This is a genomic window from Pseudocitrobacter sp. 73, from assembly GCF_008369545.1.
GTDB classification, from domain to species: domain Bacteria; phylum Pseudomonadota; class Gammaproteobacteria; order Enterobacterales; family Enterobacteriaceae; genus Pseudocitrobacter; species Pseudocitrobacter vendiensis.
Window position 1 is genome coordinate 371181 of the sequence record NZ_VTZO01000008.1, and the last position, 18131, is coordinate 389311.

General features: G+C 54.0%; 17 protein-coding genes and 1 riboswitch. Of the genes, 10 read left to right on the forward strand and 7 right to left on the reverse strand.

Features of this window, described 5'->3' with window-relative positions; genetic code table 11:
* Positions 1 to 28: 28 nt before the first annotated feature.
* The 4 genes from fadD to F0Q32_RS09040 all read right to left on the reverse strand — a co-directional run bounded on the left by fadD (position 29) and on the right by F0Q32_RS09040 (position 5232).
* Positions 29 to 1714: a long-chain-fatty-acid--CoA ligase FadD gene (fadD, locus tag F0Q32_RS09025; protein WP_149462774.1), complete on the reverse strand. Its 1686-nt coding sequence runs from the start codon at positions 1712 to 1714 to the stop codon at positions 29 to 31.
* A 204-nt stretch (positions 1715 to 1918) separates the two neighbouring features.
* A complete protein-coding gene (locus tag F0Q32_RS09030; protein WP_149462775.1) occupies positions 1919 to 2506 on the reverse strand; it encodes a Slp family lipoprotein in 588 nt (195 codons plus the stop codon).
* A gap of 38 nt (positions 2507 to 2544) precedes the next feature.
* A complete protein-coding gene (tsaB, locus tag F0Q32_RS09035; protein WP_149462776.1) occupies positions 2545 to 3243 on the reverse strand; it encodes a tRNA (adenosine(37)-N6)-threonylcarbamoyltransferase complex dimerization subunit type 1 TsaB in 699 nt (232 codons plus the stop codon).
* Between the two features lie 78 nt (positions 3244 to 3321).
* Positions 3322 to 5232, reverse strand: a complete 1911-nt coding sequence (locus tag F0Q32_RS09040; protein WP_149462777.1) for an ATP-dependent DNA helicase — start codon at positions 5230 to 5232, stop codon at positions 3322 to 3324.
* 129 nt (positions 5233 to 5361) lie between these two features.
* On the opposite strand from F0Q32_RS09040, the gene F0Q32_RS09045 reads away from it, so the two are divergent.
* Positions 5362 to 5706 (forward strand): RidA family protein, encoded by a 345-nt coding sequence (locus F0Q32_RS09045; RefSeq protein WP_015964080.1) that lies wholly within the window; start codon positions 5362 to 5364, stop codon positions 5704 to 5706.
* 4 nt (positions 5707 to 5710) lie between these two features.
* Here the strand turns inward: F0Q32_RS09045 and F0Q32_RS09050 are convergent, their stop codons facing one another.
* Positions 5711 to 5896, reverse strand: a complete 186-nt coding sequence (locus F0Q32_RS09050; protein WP_149462778.1) for a YoaH family protein — start codon at positions 5894 to 5896, stop codon at positions 5711 to 5713.
* Between the two features lie 59 nt (positions 5897 to 5955).
* On the opposite strand from F0Q32_RS09050, the gene pabB reads away from it, so the two are divergent.
* The 4 genes from pabB to F0Q32_RS09070 all read left to right on the forward strand — a co-directional run bounded on the left by pabB (position 5956) and on the right by F0Q32_RS09070 (position 11121).
* Positions 5956 to 7311 (forward strand): aminodeoxychorismate synthase component 1, encoded by a 1356-nt coding sequence (gene pabB, locus F0Q32_RS09055; RefSeq protein WP_149462779.1) that lies wholly within the window; start codon positions 5956 to 5958, stop codon positions 7309 to 7311.
* 2 nt (positions 7312 to 7313) lie between these two features.
* Positions 7314 to 7892: a CoA pyrophosphatase gene (locus tag F0Q32_RS09060; RefSeq protein WP_149462780.1), complete on the forward strand. Its 579-nt coding sequence runs from the start codon at positions 7314 to 7316 to the stop codon at positions 7890 to 7892.
* Between the two features lie 165 nt (positions 7893 to 8057).
* Positions 8058 to 9422 (forward strand): L-serine ammonia-lyase, encoded by a 1365-nt coding sequence (gene sdaA, locus F0Q32_RS09065; RefSeq protein ID WP_149462781.1) that lies wholly within the window; start codon positions 8058 to 8060, stop codon positions 9420 to 9422.
* Positions 9423 to 9546: 124 nt separating this feature from the next.
* Complete coding sequence (locus F0Q32_RS09070) at positions 9547 to 11121, forward strand: EAL domain-containing protein (RefSeq protein ID WP_149462782.1); 1575 nt, start codon at positions 9547 to 9549, stop codon at positions 11119 to 11121.
* A 9-nt stretch (positions 11122 to 11130) separates the two neighbouring features.
* On the opposite strand, the gene yoaE is transcribed toward F0Q32_RS09070, so the two are convergent.
* Entirely contained in the window at positions 11131 to 12690 is a 1560-nt protein-coding gene (gene yoaE / locus F0Q32_RS09075; protein ID WP_149462783.1) for a CNNM family cation transport protein YoaE, read from the reverse strand.
* Between the two features lie 458 nt (positions 12691 to 13148).
* Between yoaE and manX the strand changes: the two genes are divergently transcribed.
* The 5 genes from manX (at position 13149) to mntP (ending at position 17307) form a co-directional block, all read left to right on the forward strand.
* Positions 13149 to 14111 carry a PTS mannose transporter subunit IIAB gene (manX, locus tag F0Q32_RS09080; protein ID WP_149462784.1) on the forward strand — a complete coding sequence of 321 codons (963 nt, stop codon included), beginning with the start codon at positions 13149 to 13151 and terminating at the stop codon, positions 14109 to 14111.
* A 62-nt stretch (positions 14112 to 14173) separates the two neighbouring features.
* Positions 14174 to 14974: a PTS mannose transporter subunit IIC gene (gene manY / locus F0Q32_RS09085; RefSeq protein ID WP_149462785.1), complete on the forward strand. Its 801-nt coding sequence runs from the start codon at positions 14174 to 14176 to the stop codon at positions 14972 to 14974.
* A gap of 12 nt (positions 14975 to 14986) precedes the next feature.
* Positions 14987 to 15838 carry a PTS mannose transporter subunit IID gene (locus F0Q32_RS09090; protein WP_149462786.1) on the forward strand — a complete coding sequence of 284 codons (852 nt, stop codon included), beginning with the start codon at positions 14987 to 14989 and terminating at the stop codon, positions 15836 to 15838.
* Between the two features lie 52 nt (positions 15839 to 15890).
* Positions 15891 to 16349 carry a DUF986 family protein gene (locus tag F0Q32_RS09095; RefSeq protein WP_149462787.1) on the forward strand — a complete coding sequence of 153 codons (459 nt, stop codon included), beginning with the start codon at positions 15891 to 15893 and terminating at the stop codon, positions 16347 to 16349.
* A gap of 197 nt (positions 16350 to 16546) precedes the next feature.
* A riboswitch (yybP-ykoY riboswitch) is annotated at positions 16547 to 16656 on the forward strand.
* Between the two features lie 81 nt (positions 16657 to 16737).
* Positions 16738 to 17307 carry a manganese efflux pump MntP gene (gene mntP / locus F0Q32_RS09100; protein ID WP_149462872.1) on the forward strand — a complete coding sequence of 190 codons (570 nt, stop codon included), beginning with the start codon at positions 16738 to 16740 and terminating at the stop codon, positions 17305 to 17307.
* Here mntP and rlmA read toward each other — a convergent pair.
* Positions 17304 to 18101: a 23S rRNA (guanine(745)-N(1))-methyltransferase gene (rlmA, locus tag F0Q32_RS09105; RefSeq protein WP_149462788.1), complete on the reverse strand. Its 798-nt coding sequence runs from the start codon at positions 18099 to 18101 to the stop codon at positions 17304 to 17306. The genes mntP and rlmA overlap by 4 nt on opposite strands.
* Positions 18102 to 18131 lie beyond the last annotated feature (30 nt).

An 18131-nucleotide genomic window follows, 5' to 3' on the forward strand; every position in this document is an offset into this window, starting at 1 on the left:
AGCCGGCGTCTGGCGACTTAGAAATGTCTCAGCCTTTATTCTCTACTTTAGCACGGGCTTCGTCACGTAATTCTCGTCTCAAAATCTTACCAACGTTAGACTTCGGTAATTCATCACGGAATTCGACAAGTTTCGGCACTTTATAGCCCGTTAACTGGCGACGGCAGAAGGTGATGAGCGCGTCATCGGTTAACGAGGCGTCCTTTTTGACAACAAAAATCTTGACGGTTTCACCACTGCTACCCGCCGGTACGCCGACTGCCGCCACTTCCTGAACGCCGGGATGCTTCATCACGACATCTTCAATTTCATTCGGATACACATTGAAGCCAGAGACCAGAATCATATCCTTTTTACGATCGACAATGCGCAGGAAGCCCTCGTCATCCATCACCGCAATATCGCCGGTATGCAGCCAGCCGTCTTTGATGATTTCATCCGTCGCGTCCGGGCGCTGCCAGTAGCCAAGCATCACCTGCGGCCCTTTCACGCACAGTTCACCCGGCTCGCCGTGCGCCACTTCGTTATCGTCGTCATCCACCAGCTTGACGTCGGTGGACGGCACCGGCAGACCAATACTGCCGCTGTGATAATCGATATCGTGCGGGTTGACGCTCACCAGCGGCGAGCACTCCGTCAGGCCGTAACCTTCCAGCAAGTACTGCCCGGTCAGTTTTACCCAGCGTTCGGCAACCGCATTTTGTACCGGCATGCCGCCGCCCGCCGAAAGATGGAGTGTCGAAAAATCGAGTTGCTGGAACTCTTTGTTGTTCAGCAGCGCGTTGAACAACGTATTCACCCCAGTCATCGCGGTAAACGGATATTTTGCCAGCTCTTTCACCAGCCCCGGAATATCACGCGGGTTGGTGATTAACACGTTCTTACCGCCCAGCTCAATAAACAGCAGGCAGTTCATGGTGAGCGCAAAGATGTGATAGAGCGGCAGAGCGGTGATTACCAGCTCCGTACCGCGATGCAATAACGGCCCGTAGGTAGCGTTAACCTGTTCGAGGTTGGCCAGCATATTGCGGTGCGTGAGCATTGCGCCTTTCGCCACACCAGTGGTGCCGCCAGTGTATTGCAGAAAAGCGAGATCGTCGGTGGTAATGTCGGGTTTAACGTACTGGAGGCGATAGCCGTTATGCAGCGCGCGACGGAAAGAGATAGCATCCGGCAGATGGTATTTCGGCACCAGGCGCTTGATATACTTCACCACAAAGTTAACCAGCGTACCTTTCGCGGTGGAAAGCTGATCGCCCATACGCGTGAGAATAACGTGCTTCACCTGGGTTTTATCGACAACCTTTTCCAGGGTATGGGCAAAGTTGGAGACAATGACAATCGCTGCCGCCCCGCTATCGTTGAGCTGATGTTCCAGTTCACGTGGGGTATAGAGTGGGTTGACGTTCACCGCAATCATCCCCGCACGCAGAATACCAAACAGTGCAACCGGATACTGCAGCAAGTTGGGCATCATCAGCGCAACGCGATCGCCTTTCTGCAACCCCAGCCCTTGCTGAAGATAGGCGGCGAATGCACGACTGCGCTCTTCAAGTTTACGAAACGTCATCACTTCGCCCATGTTGACGAACGCGGGCTGGTCAGCATAGCGCGTCGTGGCATGTTCGAAGAGTTCAACCAGGGATTGATAACGGTCAGGATTGATATCCGCCGGAACATCGGACGGATAACGGTTGAGCCAAACCTTCTTCAAAGTATCACCTCTAAAATGCGTATTCGTCGTCATCACAACCCCAATTAATAAACCATCCTTTAACATAATATTAACTCAGCGTACCAGTTTATTAATTACACAAATTGCAGGTTGCGAAGCGCGTCACTTTTTATTTTTTTATGTCCGTGTGAATAAAGAAACAGCGGGCTAGCCGCTGTTTCTTTCCTTTTACAAATCAATTCATTATTCAGTAACGATAGTTTGTACCTGAGCGGGGCCGGGGTTATACCATCCCCAGCCACCATAACCGTAACCCCCACGCCACGGATGTGGGCCGTAGAACCAGGGATCAATCGGCTGCGGCGGCATCACCACCTGCTGGGTCACGCGCCAGCGTTTATAGCCGGTGACCTGAACGCGAAGATAGTTGTAAGCGGTATTGCCAATCTTGCCTTCCACCGTTCCCGCTATAGGGCCAACGACCGTCACCAGTTGCCCACGGAAATCGACGGGGTCGAGGAAGCCGTTAACATCAGCATAAATTCGCCCGCGTGAAGGTTCGCCAAGGATGGGACGCGCGCCGCTGTCGAGCGGCACGGTAGCAATTTCCAGACGCGTATTGCCGTTGGTGTTCTGTACATTAACCACTTTCCCACCGAAACGGGATTCCTGGCCGACATACAGCTGCGGCGATGCCATTACGCGCACCAGATCCTGCTGCGGCGTTGGGCTACTGCCCTTAATAGCATCCGGCACGCTGACGCAGCCACTCAGTGCGACGGCAATAAGCCCCGCAAGAGCAATGCGAACGACCGCTTTTTGACCCGCCATGATGCAACTCCTTTTTCTCAGTATTTACTTACTAAGATTCATTCACGGCCCGGAAGTTTCTTCCATGCCACTTCGTTGCGTAAATATTTAGGTTCGGCTTTCTCAACGGCGACGGTTTTACCCTGCTCCAGCAGATAAACCGCGATGGGCAACATGTCTTCGGCTGCGGGCAGTAACACCTCGCCATCGGTTATCGTGAGGTGCGTGGCGTCGGCGGCCAGTTCAGGCCATGCCGGCCAACCGGTTCCCACGGTTACCCATTCACCAGATAATTGCATGAGACGTTCTTTAACCGCTTCGGGTTTTAGCACCGCTTCACTCTCTTCGCCGTGCCAGATACCCTGCTCGTCGCGAACGTATTCCGCCCAGTAAACTTCGCCCATTCGCGCATCAATGGCTGCCAGAACACGCGTCGCCCCGCGTTTACGGAACGCGCCCTGCGCCATTGTCGCAAGTGTCGAGACGCCAATCATCGGCAGTTCAGCGCCCAGTGCCAGGCCTTGCGCGATACCAATACCGATACGCACGCCGGTAAAACTGCCCGGCCCACGGCCAAACGCCAGCGCGTCCAGCTCTGCTAAGGTGACGCCGCTTTGGCTAAGAATATCCTGCACCACAGGCAGAATGCGTTGGGTGTGTTCACGAGGACAGAGTTCAAAATGAGCACAGATTTCACCGGTGTTCCACAGGGCAGCCGAGCAGGCTTCTGTGGCGGTGTCGATAGCCAGAATTCGCATGATTCGTCGCGCTCTCGCAATTGCAGATCAATAAAATGGCGCGCATCTTAGCACACTTTGTACCAGGCTGCGCCCTTGTTAACGAATGGATGACATCGCCAGGAAACGAACGGCGCGCCCGATATCTCGCGTGCGCGGCGCTGGCGGCAGGCTGGCAAGGAAGGTTGCGCCATAGGGGCGCATCACCAGACGGTTGTCGCAAATAACCAGCACGCCGCGATCGTCGGTGTCGCGAATCAAACGTCCAACCCCCTGCTTGAGAGTAATGACTGCATCCGGAAGCTGAACGTCTTCAAACGGATCGCCGCCACGCAGCCGACAATCTTCCATTCGCGCCTTCAACAATGGGTCATCGGGTGAGGTAAACGGCAGTTTGTCGATGATCACCAGTGAGAGCGCATCACCACGCACGTCCACACCTTCCCAGAAACTGCTGGTCGCCACCAGTAGCGCATTACCCGCGCTGACGAACTGCTGTAAGAGCTGCCCTTTGCTGGTTTCGCCCTGTAACAACACCGGTAGCGTCATGGTGGCGCGGAACTGCTCCGCCAGGTCACGCATCATGGCGTGTGAGGTGCAAAGCATAAAACAGCGCCCATCGTTGGCTTCGATGATCGGTTTTAACATGGCCGCCAGATGACGCGCCGCGCCTGGCTGATTAGGTAACGGCAGGTTGCGCGGTACGCACAGCAGCGCCTGATGCGCATAGTCGAACGGGCTCGGCAACAGCAACGAATGGGCTTCACCGATACCCAGGCGATCGGTGAAATGATGCAGATCGTCGTTCACCGATAAGGTGGCCGAGGTAAAAATCCAGCTGCCCGGCTTCTGTGCCATCACTTCTTTGAATTTATCGGCTACCGTGAGCGGCGTTAGCGCCATCGTAAAGTGGCGCGAGTTGCACTCATACCAGTAGCTGTAACCCGGCTGGTTGACGTCTTTCAGCCGCTTGAGTCGCGCACGATACAGCGTCGCACGTTCAAAGGCTGCGTCCAGCAAGGCGGAACGCCCCAGCGACAGTTTGGCGACGTCATAGCAGAGCTCCAGCGCATCATCTAACAGCAAAAGCGCGCGCTGAATGGTGTTATCCGCCAGCAGTTCACGCAGATTCCCGCGATAGCCAGGGTCGCCCAGCTGCAGGCGGAAATCCTGGGTGGCCTGCGCCAGGCGGTCGGCACATTTTTGCAATTGCTGGGTATCTTTCAGTTCCGTTCGGTACGCGATAGTGATGTCTTTGGCAAGGTCTAACAGCTGTCGGCTGGAGAGCGACTGGCCAAAATACTGGCTGGCGATATCCGGAAGCTGATGCGCTTCATCGAAAATCATCACTTCGGCTTCAGGAATGAGTTCGCCGAAACCGCTCTCTTTGACCACCATATCGGCCAGAAACAGGTGATGGTTGACCACCACCACATCGGCGTCCATCGCTTTTTTACGCGCCTTCACCACAAAGCAGTCGGCGTACTGGGGGCAGTCGCTACCGAGGCAGTTGTCATTGGTGCTGGTCACCAGCGGCCAGGCTTGTGAGTCTTCCGCGACGCTGACACAGGTGCTGATGTCGCCATCAAGCGTTTGATTCGCCCACGATCGCAGCAGAATAACGTCGCTTAAGGTGTTGACGGGCAGATCGCCGCCCGCCAGCGCCTGCTGTTCAAGACGTTCAATACACAAGTAGTTCGAACGCCCTTTCAGCAATGCCAGTTTGCCTTTGAATTCCAGGGCTTTCGCCACCGTTGGTAAATCACGGCTGTAGAGTTGATCCTGCAACGCTTTTGAGCCGGTAGAGATAATCACTTTTTTATCGGCGCGCAGCGCGGGCGCAAGGTAGGCGTAGGTTTTCCCGGTGCCGGTTCCCGCTTCCACCACTAACGGCTCGCCGTCGCAGATTGCCTGCGCAACGGCGTGCGCCATCTGGCGCTGCGGTTCGCGTGGTTTAAAACCGGTAATCGCTTTCGCTAACTGACCGTCTGCTGCAAAATCGTCCGTCACACTGCCCCCTGTTTATTTGGACAGTGATTATGTCAGGCTGACCGTCCTTTCGCCAGTCGAACGGATGACGACCGGGCAACAATATGGCACTCTTGCGCACGTAAAGGAATTTCAACAGAGGAAACTGCAATGACGATTACGCGTATTGATGCCGAAGCCCGCTGGTCTGATGTCGTGATTCACAACCAGACGCTGTACTACACCGGGGTACCGGAAAATCTGCAAGCAGATGCTTACGAGCAAACGGCGAACACCCTGGCGCAGATTGACGCGATTTTGCAAAAACAGGGCAGCGATAAAACCAAAATTCTCGATGCGACGATTTTTCTCGCCAACGGAGATGATTTCGCCGCAATGAACAAAGCGTGGGATGAATGGGTTGTTGCGGGCCATGCGCCGGTGCGTTGCACCGTGCAGGCCAGACTGATGAAAGCGGAGTATAAGGTCGAAATTAAAATTATCGCCGCGGTGTAACGTCTTACTCTTCTTCATCCTCATCTTCAAAACGCGCCACAATCTGCTCGCCCGTGTGGGTGGCGCGAATTTCTGCGGCGACCTGCGCAATCGCTTCGCCGCTACTCATACCCTGAGAAATGAGGTCATGAATACGTTCTACCGCTTGTTGTTGCTGCTCGTGGGTCAGCGAAGGTAATCCTGCAAACATGTTTGACTCCTGCTACATTGTTGGCGCTTATTATTTCACGCTGCTTGGGTTTGAGGAAGATGTTACTCCCGTCAATGATTACGTTACCGTGGCGACAGGATGCCGCTGAGCACTATTTCGCGCCGTTAAGCCACCAGCCATGGGCGATGCTTCTGCATTCGGGCCATGCGGACCATCCACACAGTCGTTACGACATTCTGGTTGCGCAACCTCTCACTACCCTGGTGACGCAGGGCGAAACAACCACGATTACGCGCGGCAGTGAGCATACCGAATCCACACAGGATCCGCTCTCGCTTTTACAGGCAGAGCTTGATGCCCAGGCATTCAATACCGATTCGCTTCCTGATATGCCGTTTATCGGCGGTGTGCTGGGGCTTTTCGGCTATGATTTAGGTCGCCGCTTTGAACGTCTTCCATGCCATGCACACTCAGACATCGACCTGCCGGATATGGCGGTGGGTATTTATGACTGGGCGATGATTGTCGATCATCATCGCCAAACGGTAACGCTGGTAAGCCAGAATAATGCGCAGGAGCGCCTGGACTGGTTGCTAAGCCAGCAGAGGCAATCGACTTCGCCCTTTGCACTGACCTCCAGATGGCAGGCAAACATGAGCCGCGAGACGTATGGCGAGAAATTCCGTCAGGTGCAGGCGTATCTGCATAGCGGCGATTGTTATCAGGTCAACCTCGCTCAGCGTTTTCAGGCGAATTATACCGGCGATGAATGGCAGGCTTTCGTTCAGCTTAACCGCACTAACCGCGCACCGTTCAGCGCCTTTATCCGGCTTGATGAAGGGGCGATATTAAGCCTGTCACCGGAGCGGTTTATTCTGCTGGAACACGGCGAGATTCAGACGCGCCCGATTAAAGGCACCCTTCCCCGCCTGGCCGACGCCACTGAAGATGCAGCACAGGCTGAACGCCTGGCGAACTCGCCGAAAGATCGCGCCGAAAATCTGATGATTGTCGATTTGATGCGCAACGATATTGGCCGCGTCGCGGTGCCGGGCAGCGTTCGTGTGCCTGAACTGTTTGTGGTCGAGCCCTTCCCGGCGGTGCACCATTTGGTGAGTACCATCACCGCGACCTTACCGGATATGCTCCACGCCAGCGACCTGTTGCGCGCCGCATTCCCCGGCGGTTCGATTACCGGTGCGCCGAAAGTGCGGGCCATGCAGATTATCGACGAACTCGAACCGCATCGCCGTAACGTCTGGTGCGGTAGCATCGGGTATATCAGCGCCTGCGGCAACATGGATACCAGCATCACCATTCGCACCGTCACCGCCTGGCGCGGGCAGGTTTACTGTTCTGCCGGGGGTGGTATCGTAGCAGACAGCAACGAAGCCGCGGAATATCAGGAAACGTTTGATAAAGTTAACCGTATTCTGCAACAACTGGAGTCGTAACCATGGCATCCCCTGCTCTGAACCTGGATGATTTTCTCTCGCGCTTTCAACTGCTGCGCCCACAGGCGAACCGCCTGGCGGTTAACCAGCGGCAGGCGGCAGTGCTGGTGCCCATCGTTCGGCGGCCCGAACCGGGTTTGCTGTTAACCCAGCGTTCAGCGAAGTTGCGCAAACATCCAGGCCAGGTGGCCTTTCCCGGCGGCGCGGTCGACAGTACCGATGCATCACTGATTGCCGCCGCATTGCGTGAGGCGCAGGAAGAGGTCGCCATCCCGCCTGAGAGCGTGGAGATAATCGGTATGCTGCCGCCGGTCGATAGCGTTACCGGTTTTCAGGTCACGCCTGTCGTCGGCGTGATTCCGCCAAATCTGCACTATCACGCCAGCGTCGATGAAGTGTCATCGGTATTTGAAATGCCGTTGGCGGAGGCGCTGCGGCTCGGGCGCTACCATCCACTCGATATTCATCGCCGCGGTGATTCACACCGTGTATGGCTTTCGTGGTACCAGCACTATTTTGTCTGGGGAATGACCGCCGGCATTATTCGTGAACTGGCGCTACAGGTAGGCCTGAAACCCTGACTATACTTAGCGCAACAGCAAGATGTTCGGCATTAGTAAAACAGGATCGATTCATTAGTTTAATTCATGTGAATAGTTCAGCCGAATATCCGGTTCCCTCATACACTATGCGCAATTATAACATCGTTGCCGTAACACGCTGGTAACCCTGTCAGGAGTAAGAAAGTGATTAGTATATTCGACATGTTCAAGGTGGGGATTGGCCCCTCATCTTCCCATACTGTAGGGCCGATGAAAGCGGGCAAGCAGTTCGTCGATGACCTGGTCGAAAAAGGTTTGATTGATGATGTTACCCGCGTCGCGGTTGACGTCTACGGTTCGCTCTCGTTAACCGGTAAAGGTCACCATACTGATATCGCCATTATTATGGGCCTTGCGGGCAATCAGCCTGCGACGGTCGATATTGATGCTATTCCCGCGTTTATTCGCGACGTCGAAACCCGTGGTCGTCTGCTGCTGGCTCAGGGTCGCAAAGAAGTCGATTTCCCGAAAGATAACGGCATGCGCTTCCACAACGGCAACCTGCCTCTGCATGAAAACGGTATGCAGATCCACGCCTGGGCGGGTGAAACGGAAGTCTACAGCAAAACCTATTATTCCATCGGCGGCGGTTTTATTGTTGATGAGGAGCATTTCGGCAAAGAGGCGGTCGATGAGGTGAAAGTGCCTTACCCGTTCGCGTCCGCGACCGAAATGCTGAACTACTGCAAAGAGACCGGGCTGTCACTTTCTGGCATGGTGATGCAGAACGAACTGGCGCTGCACAGCAAGAAAGAGATTGAAGAGTACTTTGCTAATGTCTGGCAAACCATGCAGGCCTGTATCGACCGTGGTATGAACACCGAAGGTGTCTTGCCAGGCCCGCTGCGTGTTCCGCGTCGCGCCTCCGCGCTGCGCCGTCTGCTGGTCGCCAGTGATAAGCTCTCTAACGACCCGATGAACGTGGTCGATTGGGTGAATATGTTCGCGCTGGCGGTGAACGAAGAGAACGCCGCCGGGGGCCGCGTGGTCACTGCGCCTACCAATGGTGCCTGCGGAATTGTGCCAGCAGTACTCGCCTATTACGATCACTTTATTGAATCCGTCAGCCCGGATATCTACATCCGCTACTTCCTCGCCGCCGGGGCGATTGGCGCACTTTATAAAATGAACGCCTCTATTTCCGGTGCCGAAGTGGGTTGTCAGGGTGAAGTGGGCGTGGCCTGCTCCATGGCGGCAGCGGGCCTCGCAGAACTGCTGGGCGCCAGCCCGGAACAGGTTTGCGTGGCGGCTGAAATTGGCATGGAACACAACCTGGGGCTCACCTGTGACCCGGTAGCGGGTCAGGTTCAGGTACCGTGCATTGAACGTAACGCTATCGCTTCTGTGAAAGCGATTAACGCCTCGCGCATGGCAATGCGCCGTACCAGCGAGCCGCGCGTCTCTCTCGATAAAGTCATCGAAACGATGTATGAAACCGGGAAAGATATGAACGCCAAATACCGCGAAACCTCCCGCGGCGGACTGGCGATCAAAGTACAATGTGACTAACCCCTCCTCGCCCATCTTCGGATGGGCGATTTATTTCTCTCTTTTATCTCACTTTTTTCTTCCCGCACCGCTAAACTTGCTTGTGTTGCCGTAAAAGGCTCTGGCCGGGTATTGAGCATCGGATATGCAATCTGCGCACTGGATAGTAAAACAATATCTCCATAAGCGTATTCTTCTCTGTGCCCTGGTGGCGCTGGGCGTCTTTGCGCTTACGCTGAGTATTGGATTTATTTTACAGCGTAGCGAAAATAAACAGCAGATCGAAAGCTACACCCTGCGCGCAGTGAACACGATGGATAAGATCCTGCAGAATCTGGAAAAAGAGCATGTTCGCCTGCAACCGCTTATCGGAAAACCGTGTAATGACAGCCTGTTACAGCTTCGTCAACAAGTTGCCACCTTAAAAACCGCCCGATCTATTTTTCTCGTCAAGGACGGTATTCTCTACTGCTCCAGCGCCTTCGGCGAACGCGATATTCCGTTGCGCAAACTGCAGCCAAGGTTGGCGGACAGCAAGCCAAAAATGATCCTGACCATAGATCGTTCGCTGGTCAAAGGAAGTCCCGTGTTGATGCAGTGGTTTCCGGCGGCGCAGGACGACCAAAATGGCGTGGTTATCGGCATTAACATTGATTTAGTCAGCGAGATGATTCTCGACCCTTTCCCGCCGCTCATTACCCGTACCAGTCTGGGCATCGATAACGCCTATTACATGGATGGCGTCGGCATTACCGAACAGCGATTACAGCGTAAGGGCGAGATGTTCTATTCACAGGCATCCCGGGCATACCCTTTCAGCATTGCTGTTAGCGGCCCCTCATTCTGGACGCTGGCGCTGCATGAGTTACCCGGCAGGTTACCGTTGGCGCTGATCTTCAGCTTGCTTTTTGCCTGGATAACCTGGATTGCCACCGCCAGACGCATGAGTTTCTCCTGGGAAATCAACATGGGCATTGCCCAGCGCGAGTTCACGCTTTTCTGCCAGCCGCTGCTGAACACCCGCGCCCAGCGTTGTGACGGCGTGGAGATCCTGCTGCGCTGGAATAATCCACGGCTGGGGCCCATCGCCCCAGATGTGTTTATCCCTATTGCCGAAGCCAAAAACCTTATCCTGCCGCTTACCCGTTATGTGCTGAATGAAACGGCACAACAGCTGCACTACTTTCCCGCAGACCCTAAGTTCCATATTGGCATCAACGCGGCTGCAGCGCATTTCCGTGACGACAAACTGCTGCTTGCAGACCTTAATAACCTGTGGTTTAGCGTAAATCCTGCCGTTCAGTTAACCATCGAACTGACCGAGCGCGATGCGCTGCACGACGTGAACAGTGAACTTTTACGCGAACTGCACAGCAGGAAAGTCCAGCTGGCGATTGATGATTTCGGTACCGGCAACAGTTCGCTCTCATGGCTTGAGAAACTGCATCCCGATGTGCTGAAAATTGATAAGTCGTTTACCCATGCGATTGGCACCGATGCGGTCAATTCGACGGTAACGGACATTATCATTGCGCTGGGTCAACGTTTGAATATTGAGCTGGTTGCGGAAGGGGTGGAAACGCCGGAGCAGGCAAACTATTTGCAGCGCCACGGCGTCCATTTACTGCAAGGTTATCTCTACGCGCCGCCAATGCCACTGGCGGAATTCCCCCAGTGGCTGGCGAAGCATAACGGGCTACCTGCACCCGTTACGCCTTAAAGGCCCATGTTATTCTTCTTCGTCATGTTCTGACGGTTGCTTCACCACGCGAACTTGATCGATGCGGTAGTTATTGGCTTCAGTGATGGTTATCTGTAACGGCGCGAGCTCAATCACATCGCCCACTTTCGGGATATGGCCGTTAACGGCAATCACCAGGCCCGCGACGGTAGCGATATCTTCTTCCTCGTTCACCAGGTTATCGATCCCCAGCGCCTGTTGCAGCGCGTGAAGGTCAGTACCGCCCTTCACCACCCAGCCTTCGCCATCGGCGACGATTTCCGGGGTTTCATCGGCATCAGGGAATTCACCGGCGATAGCTTCCAGTACGTCCAGCGGTGTCACCAGCCCCTGCACCACACCAAACTCGTTGGTGACGATAACAAAGCTGCCTTTTGCCCGACGCAGCACGCCCAACAGGTTAATTGGGTCAAGCGTATCCGGCACCACAATGGCCGGGTGGGCTGAGGCAATTGCCGCCACGTCATCACCCGCTTCCAGCGCCACCAGCATCTCTTTGGCACGCACGATACCAATAACTTCATCCAGTTCGCCACGACACACCGGGAACAGGCTGTGCGGCGACGAAAGCAGCTGTTCGCGGATTTCATCTTTGCTGAGGTCGGCATCGACCCAACTGATTTCACCGCGCGGCGTCATGATGCTACGCAGGGAACGCGAAGCCAGCGTCAGCACGCCGTTAATCATATAGCGTTCTTCTTCCGCAAACGCCCCTTCCGGCACTGATACAGGCGTTGGGTTATCACCTTCCTGTTGCGGGCTGGCCTGCTTACGGCTGCCCATCAGGCGCAGAATGGCATCCGCAGTACGCGCGCGCAGCGGCAGCGTGGACTGGTGACGAATGAAGTTACGACGCGCAATCTGGTTAAACAGTTCGATAATGATGGAGAAACCAATCGCCGCGTACAGGTAGCCTTTCGGAATATGGAAACCGAAGCCTTCTGCCACAAGGCTCAAACCGATCATCAGCAGGAAGCTCAGACAGAGCACCACGACCGTCGGATGCTGGTTGACAAAATTCGTCAGCGGTTTGGAAGCCAGCAGCATCACACCCATCGCAATCACCACGGCCGCCATCATGACAGGCAGATCGTTCACCATCCCCACGGCGGTAATGACCGCATCCAGAGAGAAGACGGCATCCAGCACCACAATTTGCAGCACCACGACCCAGAAGCTGGCGTAGCCTTTGCCGTGACCGGCATCGTGCTGACGGTTTTCCAGCCGTTCATGAAGCTCGGTTGTCGCCTTGAACAACAGGAACAGACCACCCAGCAGCATGATCAAATCTCGCCCGGAAAACGAGTAATCCCATACGCTAAACAGCGGCGCGGTGAGCGTGACCATCCACGAGATCACCGAAAGCAGGCCCAGACGCATAATCAGCGCCAACGACAGACCAATCAGGCGCGCTTTATCACGCTGTTTTGGCGGCAGTTTATCCGCAAGGATCGCGATAAAGACCAGGTTATCAATACCCAGTACGATCTCCAGGACGACTAGCGTCAACAAACCGGCCCAGATTGACGGGTCCATTAACAATTCCATGAGCGACTCCAGCTAACAAGATGACGCGTCATCGCGCTGTCAGATACAGGCGTGACAATTTCAGACAAAAGTGAACGGTGGCGCGGCTGGCCGGGATGTACTGCACAAATGTGCGATGTGAATGTGAAAAGGCGTCGGTGACGGTCCATACTTTGGGCTACAGCCCTATACTCCTGCAAAATTAAACGGAAGCTAAACATAGCAAAATCTGATCACAATTTGGCAAAGATTTACCTGTCTTTGCAATAAGTAGGGTTATTTTTTGCGCCGCAAAATAATCGCCCACCTTTGACTAAATTACGGATCTTCATCACATTAATTATTTTTTCACTATCTAAAATAATTCTCGGTAGTTATTAATTTTTTCTCTCAAACCCTTATCTGAATCGATTCGGTCACGACATCGCTTCAACAGGCATCAGCCCGCCTGATGCGACGATAATAAAAGGAGGTAGCAAGTGACGATTGCTATTGTAATAGGCACACATGGTTGGGCAGCAGAACAACTGCTGAAGACGGCAGAGATGCTGTTGGGCGAGCAGGAAAATGTGGGTTGGATCGATTTCGTACCTGGCGAAAACGCCGAGACGCTGATCGAAAAATACAACGCACAACTGGCAAAGCTTGATACCAGCAAAGGCGTGTTGTTTCTCGTTGATACCTGGGGCGGAAGCCCGTTCAACGCGGCCAGCCGCATTGTCGTTGATAAAGAACAGTGTGAAGTCATTGCGGGCGTCAACATCCCGATGTTAGTGGAAACGCTGATGGCGCGTGATGATAACCCATCGTTTGATGAGCTGGTGGCGATCGCCGTTGAAACCGGGCGTGAAGGCGTGAAAGCGCTGAAAGCGAAGCCGGTTGAAAAAGCGGCACCCGCCCCGGTCGCAGCGAAACCTGCGGCACCGGTTAAACCAATGGGTGAAAATGACTACATGGTCATTGGCCTGGCGCGTATCGATGACCGTTTAATCCACGGCCAGGTAGCCACCCGCTGGACTAAAGAAACTAACGTCCGCCGCATCATCGTTGTCAGCGATGAAGTTGCCGCAGATACCGTACGTAAAACCCTGCTGACACAGGTTGCTCCTCCGGGCGTAACCGCGCATGTGGTTGATATTGCCAAGATGCTTCGCGTCTATAACAACCCGAAATACGCGGGTGAACGAGTGATGCTGCTGTTCACGAACCCGACGGATGTCGAACGCCTTGCTGAAGGTGGTGTGAAATTCACCTCTATCAACATCGGTGGTATGGCTTTCCGCCAGGGTAAAACTCAGGTGAATAACGCCGTTTCGGTCGATGAAAAAGATATCGAAGCGTTCAAGAAACTGAACGACCGTGGTATCGAACTGGAAGCCCGTAAGGTCTCCAACGATCCGAAACTGAAAATGATGGATCTGATCAACAAGATTGGCAAATAAGCTATCTCGTTGATTGTCACTCCGTTTTCACACTTTAGTCTTACGTTTATAGGAGAAGTACAATGGAGATTACCACTCTTCAAATTGTGCTGATATTCATCGTCGCCTGTATCGCAGGTATGGAGTCGATCCTTGATGAGTTTCAGTGCCACCGACCGCTCGTTGCTTGTACCCTGGTCGGTATCGTTCTCGGCGATATGAAAACCGGTATCATCATCGGTGGTACGCTGGAAATGATCGCCCTGGGCTGGATGAACATCGGTGCGGCGGTTGCGCCAGATGCCGCACTGGCTTCCATCATCTCAACCATTCTGGTTATTGCAGGTCATCAGAGTATCGGCGCCGGTATCGCGCTGGCGATTCCTCTGGCAGCCGCAGGCCAGGTTCTGACCATCATCGTACGTACCATTACCGTGGCATTCCAGCACGCGGCGGATAAGGCGGCCGAAAATGGCAACCTGACGGCGCTCTCCTGGATCCACGTCTCCTCACTGTTCCTGCAGGCGATGCGTATCGCTATCCCGGCAGTGATCGTGGCGGTGTCTGTGGGTACCAGCGAAGTGCAGAACATGCTGAACGCGATTCCGGAAGTGGTCACCAGCGGCCTGAACATCGCCGGTGGTATGATCGTTGTCGTCGGTTACGCCATGGTTATTAACATGATGCGTGCAGGCTACCTGATGCCGTTCTTCTACCTGGGCTTCGTCACCGCTGCCTTCACCAACTTCAACCTGGTTGCGCTGGGTGTGATTGGTGCGGTAATGGCGATTCTGTACATTCAGTTGAGCCCGAAATATAACCGCGTTGCGGGTGCTGCGGCTCCGGCTGCTGGCGCAAATGATCTTGATAACGAACTGGACTAACAGGTGAGCGACATGGTTGATACAACTCAAACTACCACCGAGAAAAAACTCACTCCGAGCGATATCCGTGGCGTGTTCCTGCGTTCAAACCTGTTCCAGGGTTCATGGAACTTCGAACGTATGCAGGCGCTGGGCTTCTGCTTCTCTATGGTACCGGCGATCCGTCGTCTGTATCCTGAGAACAACGATGCGCGTAAACAGGCTATCAAGCGTCACCTGGAGTTCTTTAACACCCATCCCTACGTTGCAGCGCCGGTTCTGGGCGTAACGCTTGCGATGGAAGAACAGCGTGCTAACGGCGCTGAAATTGACGATGCAGCAATCAACGGTATCAAAGTCGGTCTGATGGGCCCGCTGGCAGGCGTCGGCGACCCGATCTTCTGGGGTACTGTGCGTCCGGTCTTCGCGGCATTGGGTGCGGGTATTGCGATGAGCGGCAGCCTGCTTGGGCCTCTGCTGTTCTTCATCCTGTTTAACGTGGTGCGTCTGGCTACCCGTTACTACGGTGTGGCGTACGGCTACCGTAAAGGTGTCGATATCGTTAAAGATATGGGCGGCGGCTTCCTGCAGAAACTGACTGAGGGGGCGTCAATCCTCGGCCTGTTTGTCATGGGGGCATTGGTTAACAAGTGGACGCACGTCAACATCCCGTTGGTGGTTTCGACCATTACCGGTCAGGATGGACAGACGCGCGTCACCACTGTGCAGACCATCCTGGACCAGCTGATGCCGGGTCTGGTACCGCTGCTGCTGACCTTCGCCTGTATGTGGCTGCTGCGTAAGAAAGTTAACCCGCTGTGGATCATCGTTGGCTTCTTCGTCATCGGTATCGTGGGCTACGCAATCGGCCTGCTGGGTCTGTAATATCTGTTGTACGCCGGGGGCTCAGGCCCCCGGTTTTTTATTCGGAGGCTTAATGACAATAACGGATTGGGTACTGGTTTTCTTTATCATCGCACTGCTGGCTTTCGCTCTATACGACCAGTTCATCATGCCCCGCCGTCATGGTGCCACGCTGCTTTCTATCCCCCTTCTGCGTCGTAACCGTATTGATGGCGCAATTTTCGTCGGCCTTATTGCAATTCTCATCTATAACAACATCAACAATAATGGTGCACAAATCACCACCTGGCTGTTATCGTCGCTGGCACTGATGGGCCTTTATCTGTTCTGGATCCGCAGCCCAAAAATCATTTTCAAATCGATGGGCTTTTTCTTCGCCAATATCTGGATTGAATATCCACGGGTGAAACAGATGAATTTATCCGAGGATGGCGTGCTGGTGATGCAATTAGAACAACGGCGTCTGCTGGTTCGTGTGAAGAATATTGATGACCTCGAAAAGATATCTAAACTTCTTCTTTCATCTCAATAGGTTGTAAATATAGCCAGTGCTATAGCTGTGCTCTTTTAAGGCACTTTTAATATAGCGTTGGCTATATTCCTTCAAAAAATACACGATAATAATTAACGGTTTTCTCACCTTACTTCGCAAATGAAAATCGTTATCATTTAATTAAAAAGAATAACACTTTCTGTTCTTGGTTTATATTCTAAAAATATGTTAATGTTGCGTCCGTCGTTGGGGAGTAGCCGATTTTCAGTCATCTGAAAATGTGCGTGTCAACATACTCGTTGCAAAACGTGGCACGTACGAACCATTCATTCCACCCAGAATGGTTAGGCGAGACCATAGATGCACTTACTGCTGTTTACTGGGGGCAGGAGTGTGTCATATGGATATTCCCGGTCTGGACGCTCTGATGAACGCATACGCAATTATTCTCCTCGCCCTTGGCATGTCGATGGATGCTTTCGCTGCATCGATGGGTAAAGGCGCCACGCTACACAAACCAAAATTCTCTGAAGCCATTCGCACTGGTCTTATCTTTGGCGTTATCGAAACCCTTACCCCGCTGATTGGCTGGGGGTTGGGTATGCTCGCCAGTCGCTTTGTGCTGGAGTGGAGCCATTGGGTGGCGTTCGTGCTGCTGGTCTTTTTAGGCGGACGTATGATTGTCGAAGGGTTCCGGGGCGATGATAGCGATGAAGATTGTGAACCGCCCCGCCGTCACGGTTTCTGGTTATTAGTCACCACCGCGATTGCCACCAGCCTTGATGCGATGGCGGTCGGTGTCGGTCTGGCGTTTTTACAGGTCAATATTCTGGTAATGGCGCTGGCCATTGGCTGCGCAACCTTCACCATGTCCACGCTGGGCATGATGATTGGTCGCTTTATCGGCCCGCTGCTCGGCAAACGGGCTGAAATTCTGGGCGGTATTGTGCTTATCGGCATTGGCGCAGAAATTCTCTACAGCCATTTCGCCGGTTAATCGTCCAAACGCTGCCAGACATGAATAGCAAAATCGGTCTGGCAGTCAAAGTGTTCCTGCCCTTTCAACGTCTCCCACACCTCCGGTTTTGCGCGCCAGGCAAACGGCGTCATCTGCAATAACGTCACCGCTTCCGCCCCGCTTAACTGCATCGGATACGCTAACGCATCGTGCGTTTGCAGCGCGAAGCCTGGCAACGTTTCCGAATGCGGGGCATGCAGCTGGACTTCGTCATAAATCAGCCCTTTTAGCTCAACTAAATGTCGCGGCCCCGGCGTAACGGTAATCACCCATCCGCCCGGTTTAACGACTCTTGCCAGCTCTTCAGGGTTGCAGGGTGCGTAAATACGGACCACCACGTCCATGCAGTTATCTTCAAACGGCAGGCGCTGGCTGGAAGCGACACAAAAATCGACATTCGCGTAACGCTTTGCCCCGGCGCGAATGGCGTTCTTTGCCACATCCAGGCCCCACGTGTGCCCGGCAATTTCGGCAAAAGCATGAGTGTAGTACCCTTCCCCGCAGCCGATATCCAGTAATTGTGCTGGCTTAATCTCGTCAAGCTTCGCGCAAATAGCATTGCGTAAAGGTTGATAGTGCCCGGCATCCAGGAAGGCGCGGCGCGCCTGCATCATCTCTGCGCTGTCGCCCGGATCGCGGGAACGCTTGTGCTGCACGGGCAGTAAATTGACATAACCTTCTTTCGCCATATCAAACTGATGGCGTTGAGGACAGCAATAGCTGTTTCCGCTACGGGTGAGCGGCGCGTGGCAGAGTGGGCAACTCCAGGACATAACAACTCCGGGGAACATTCAAAGGGCGAA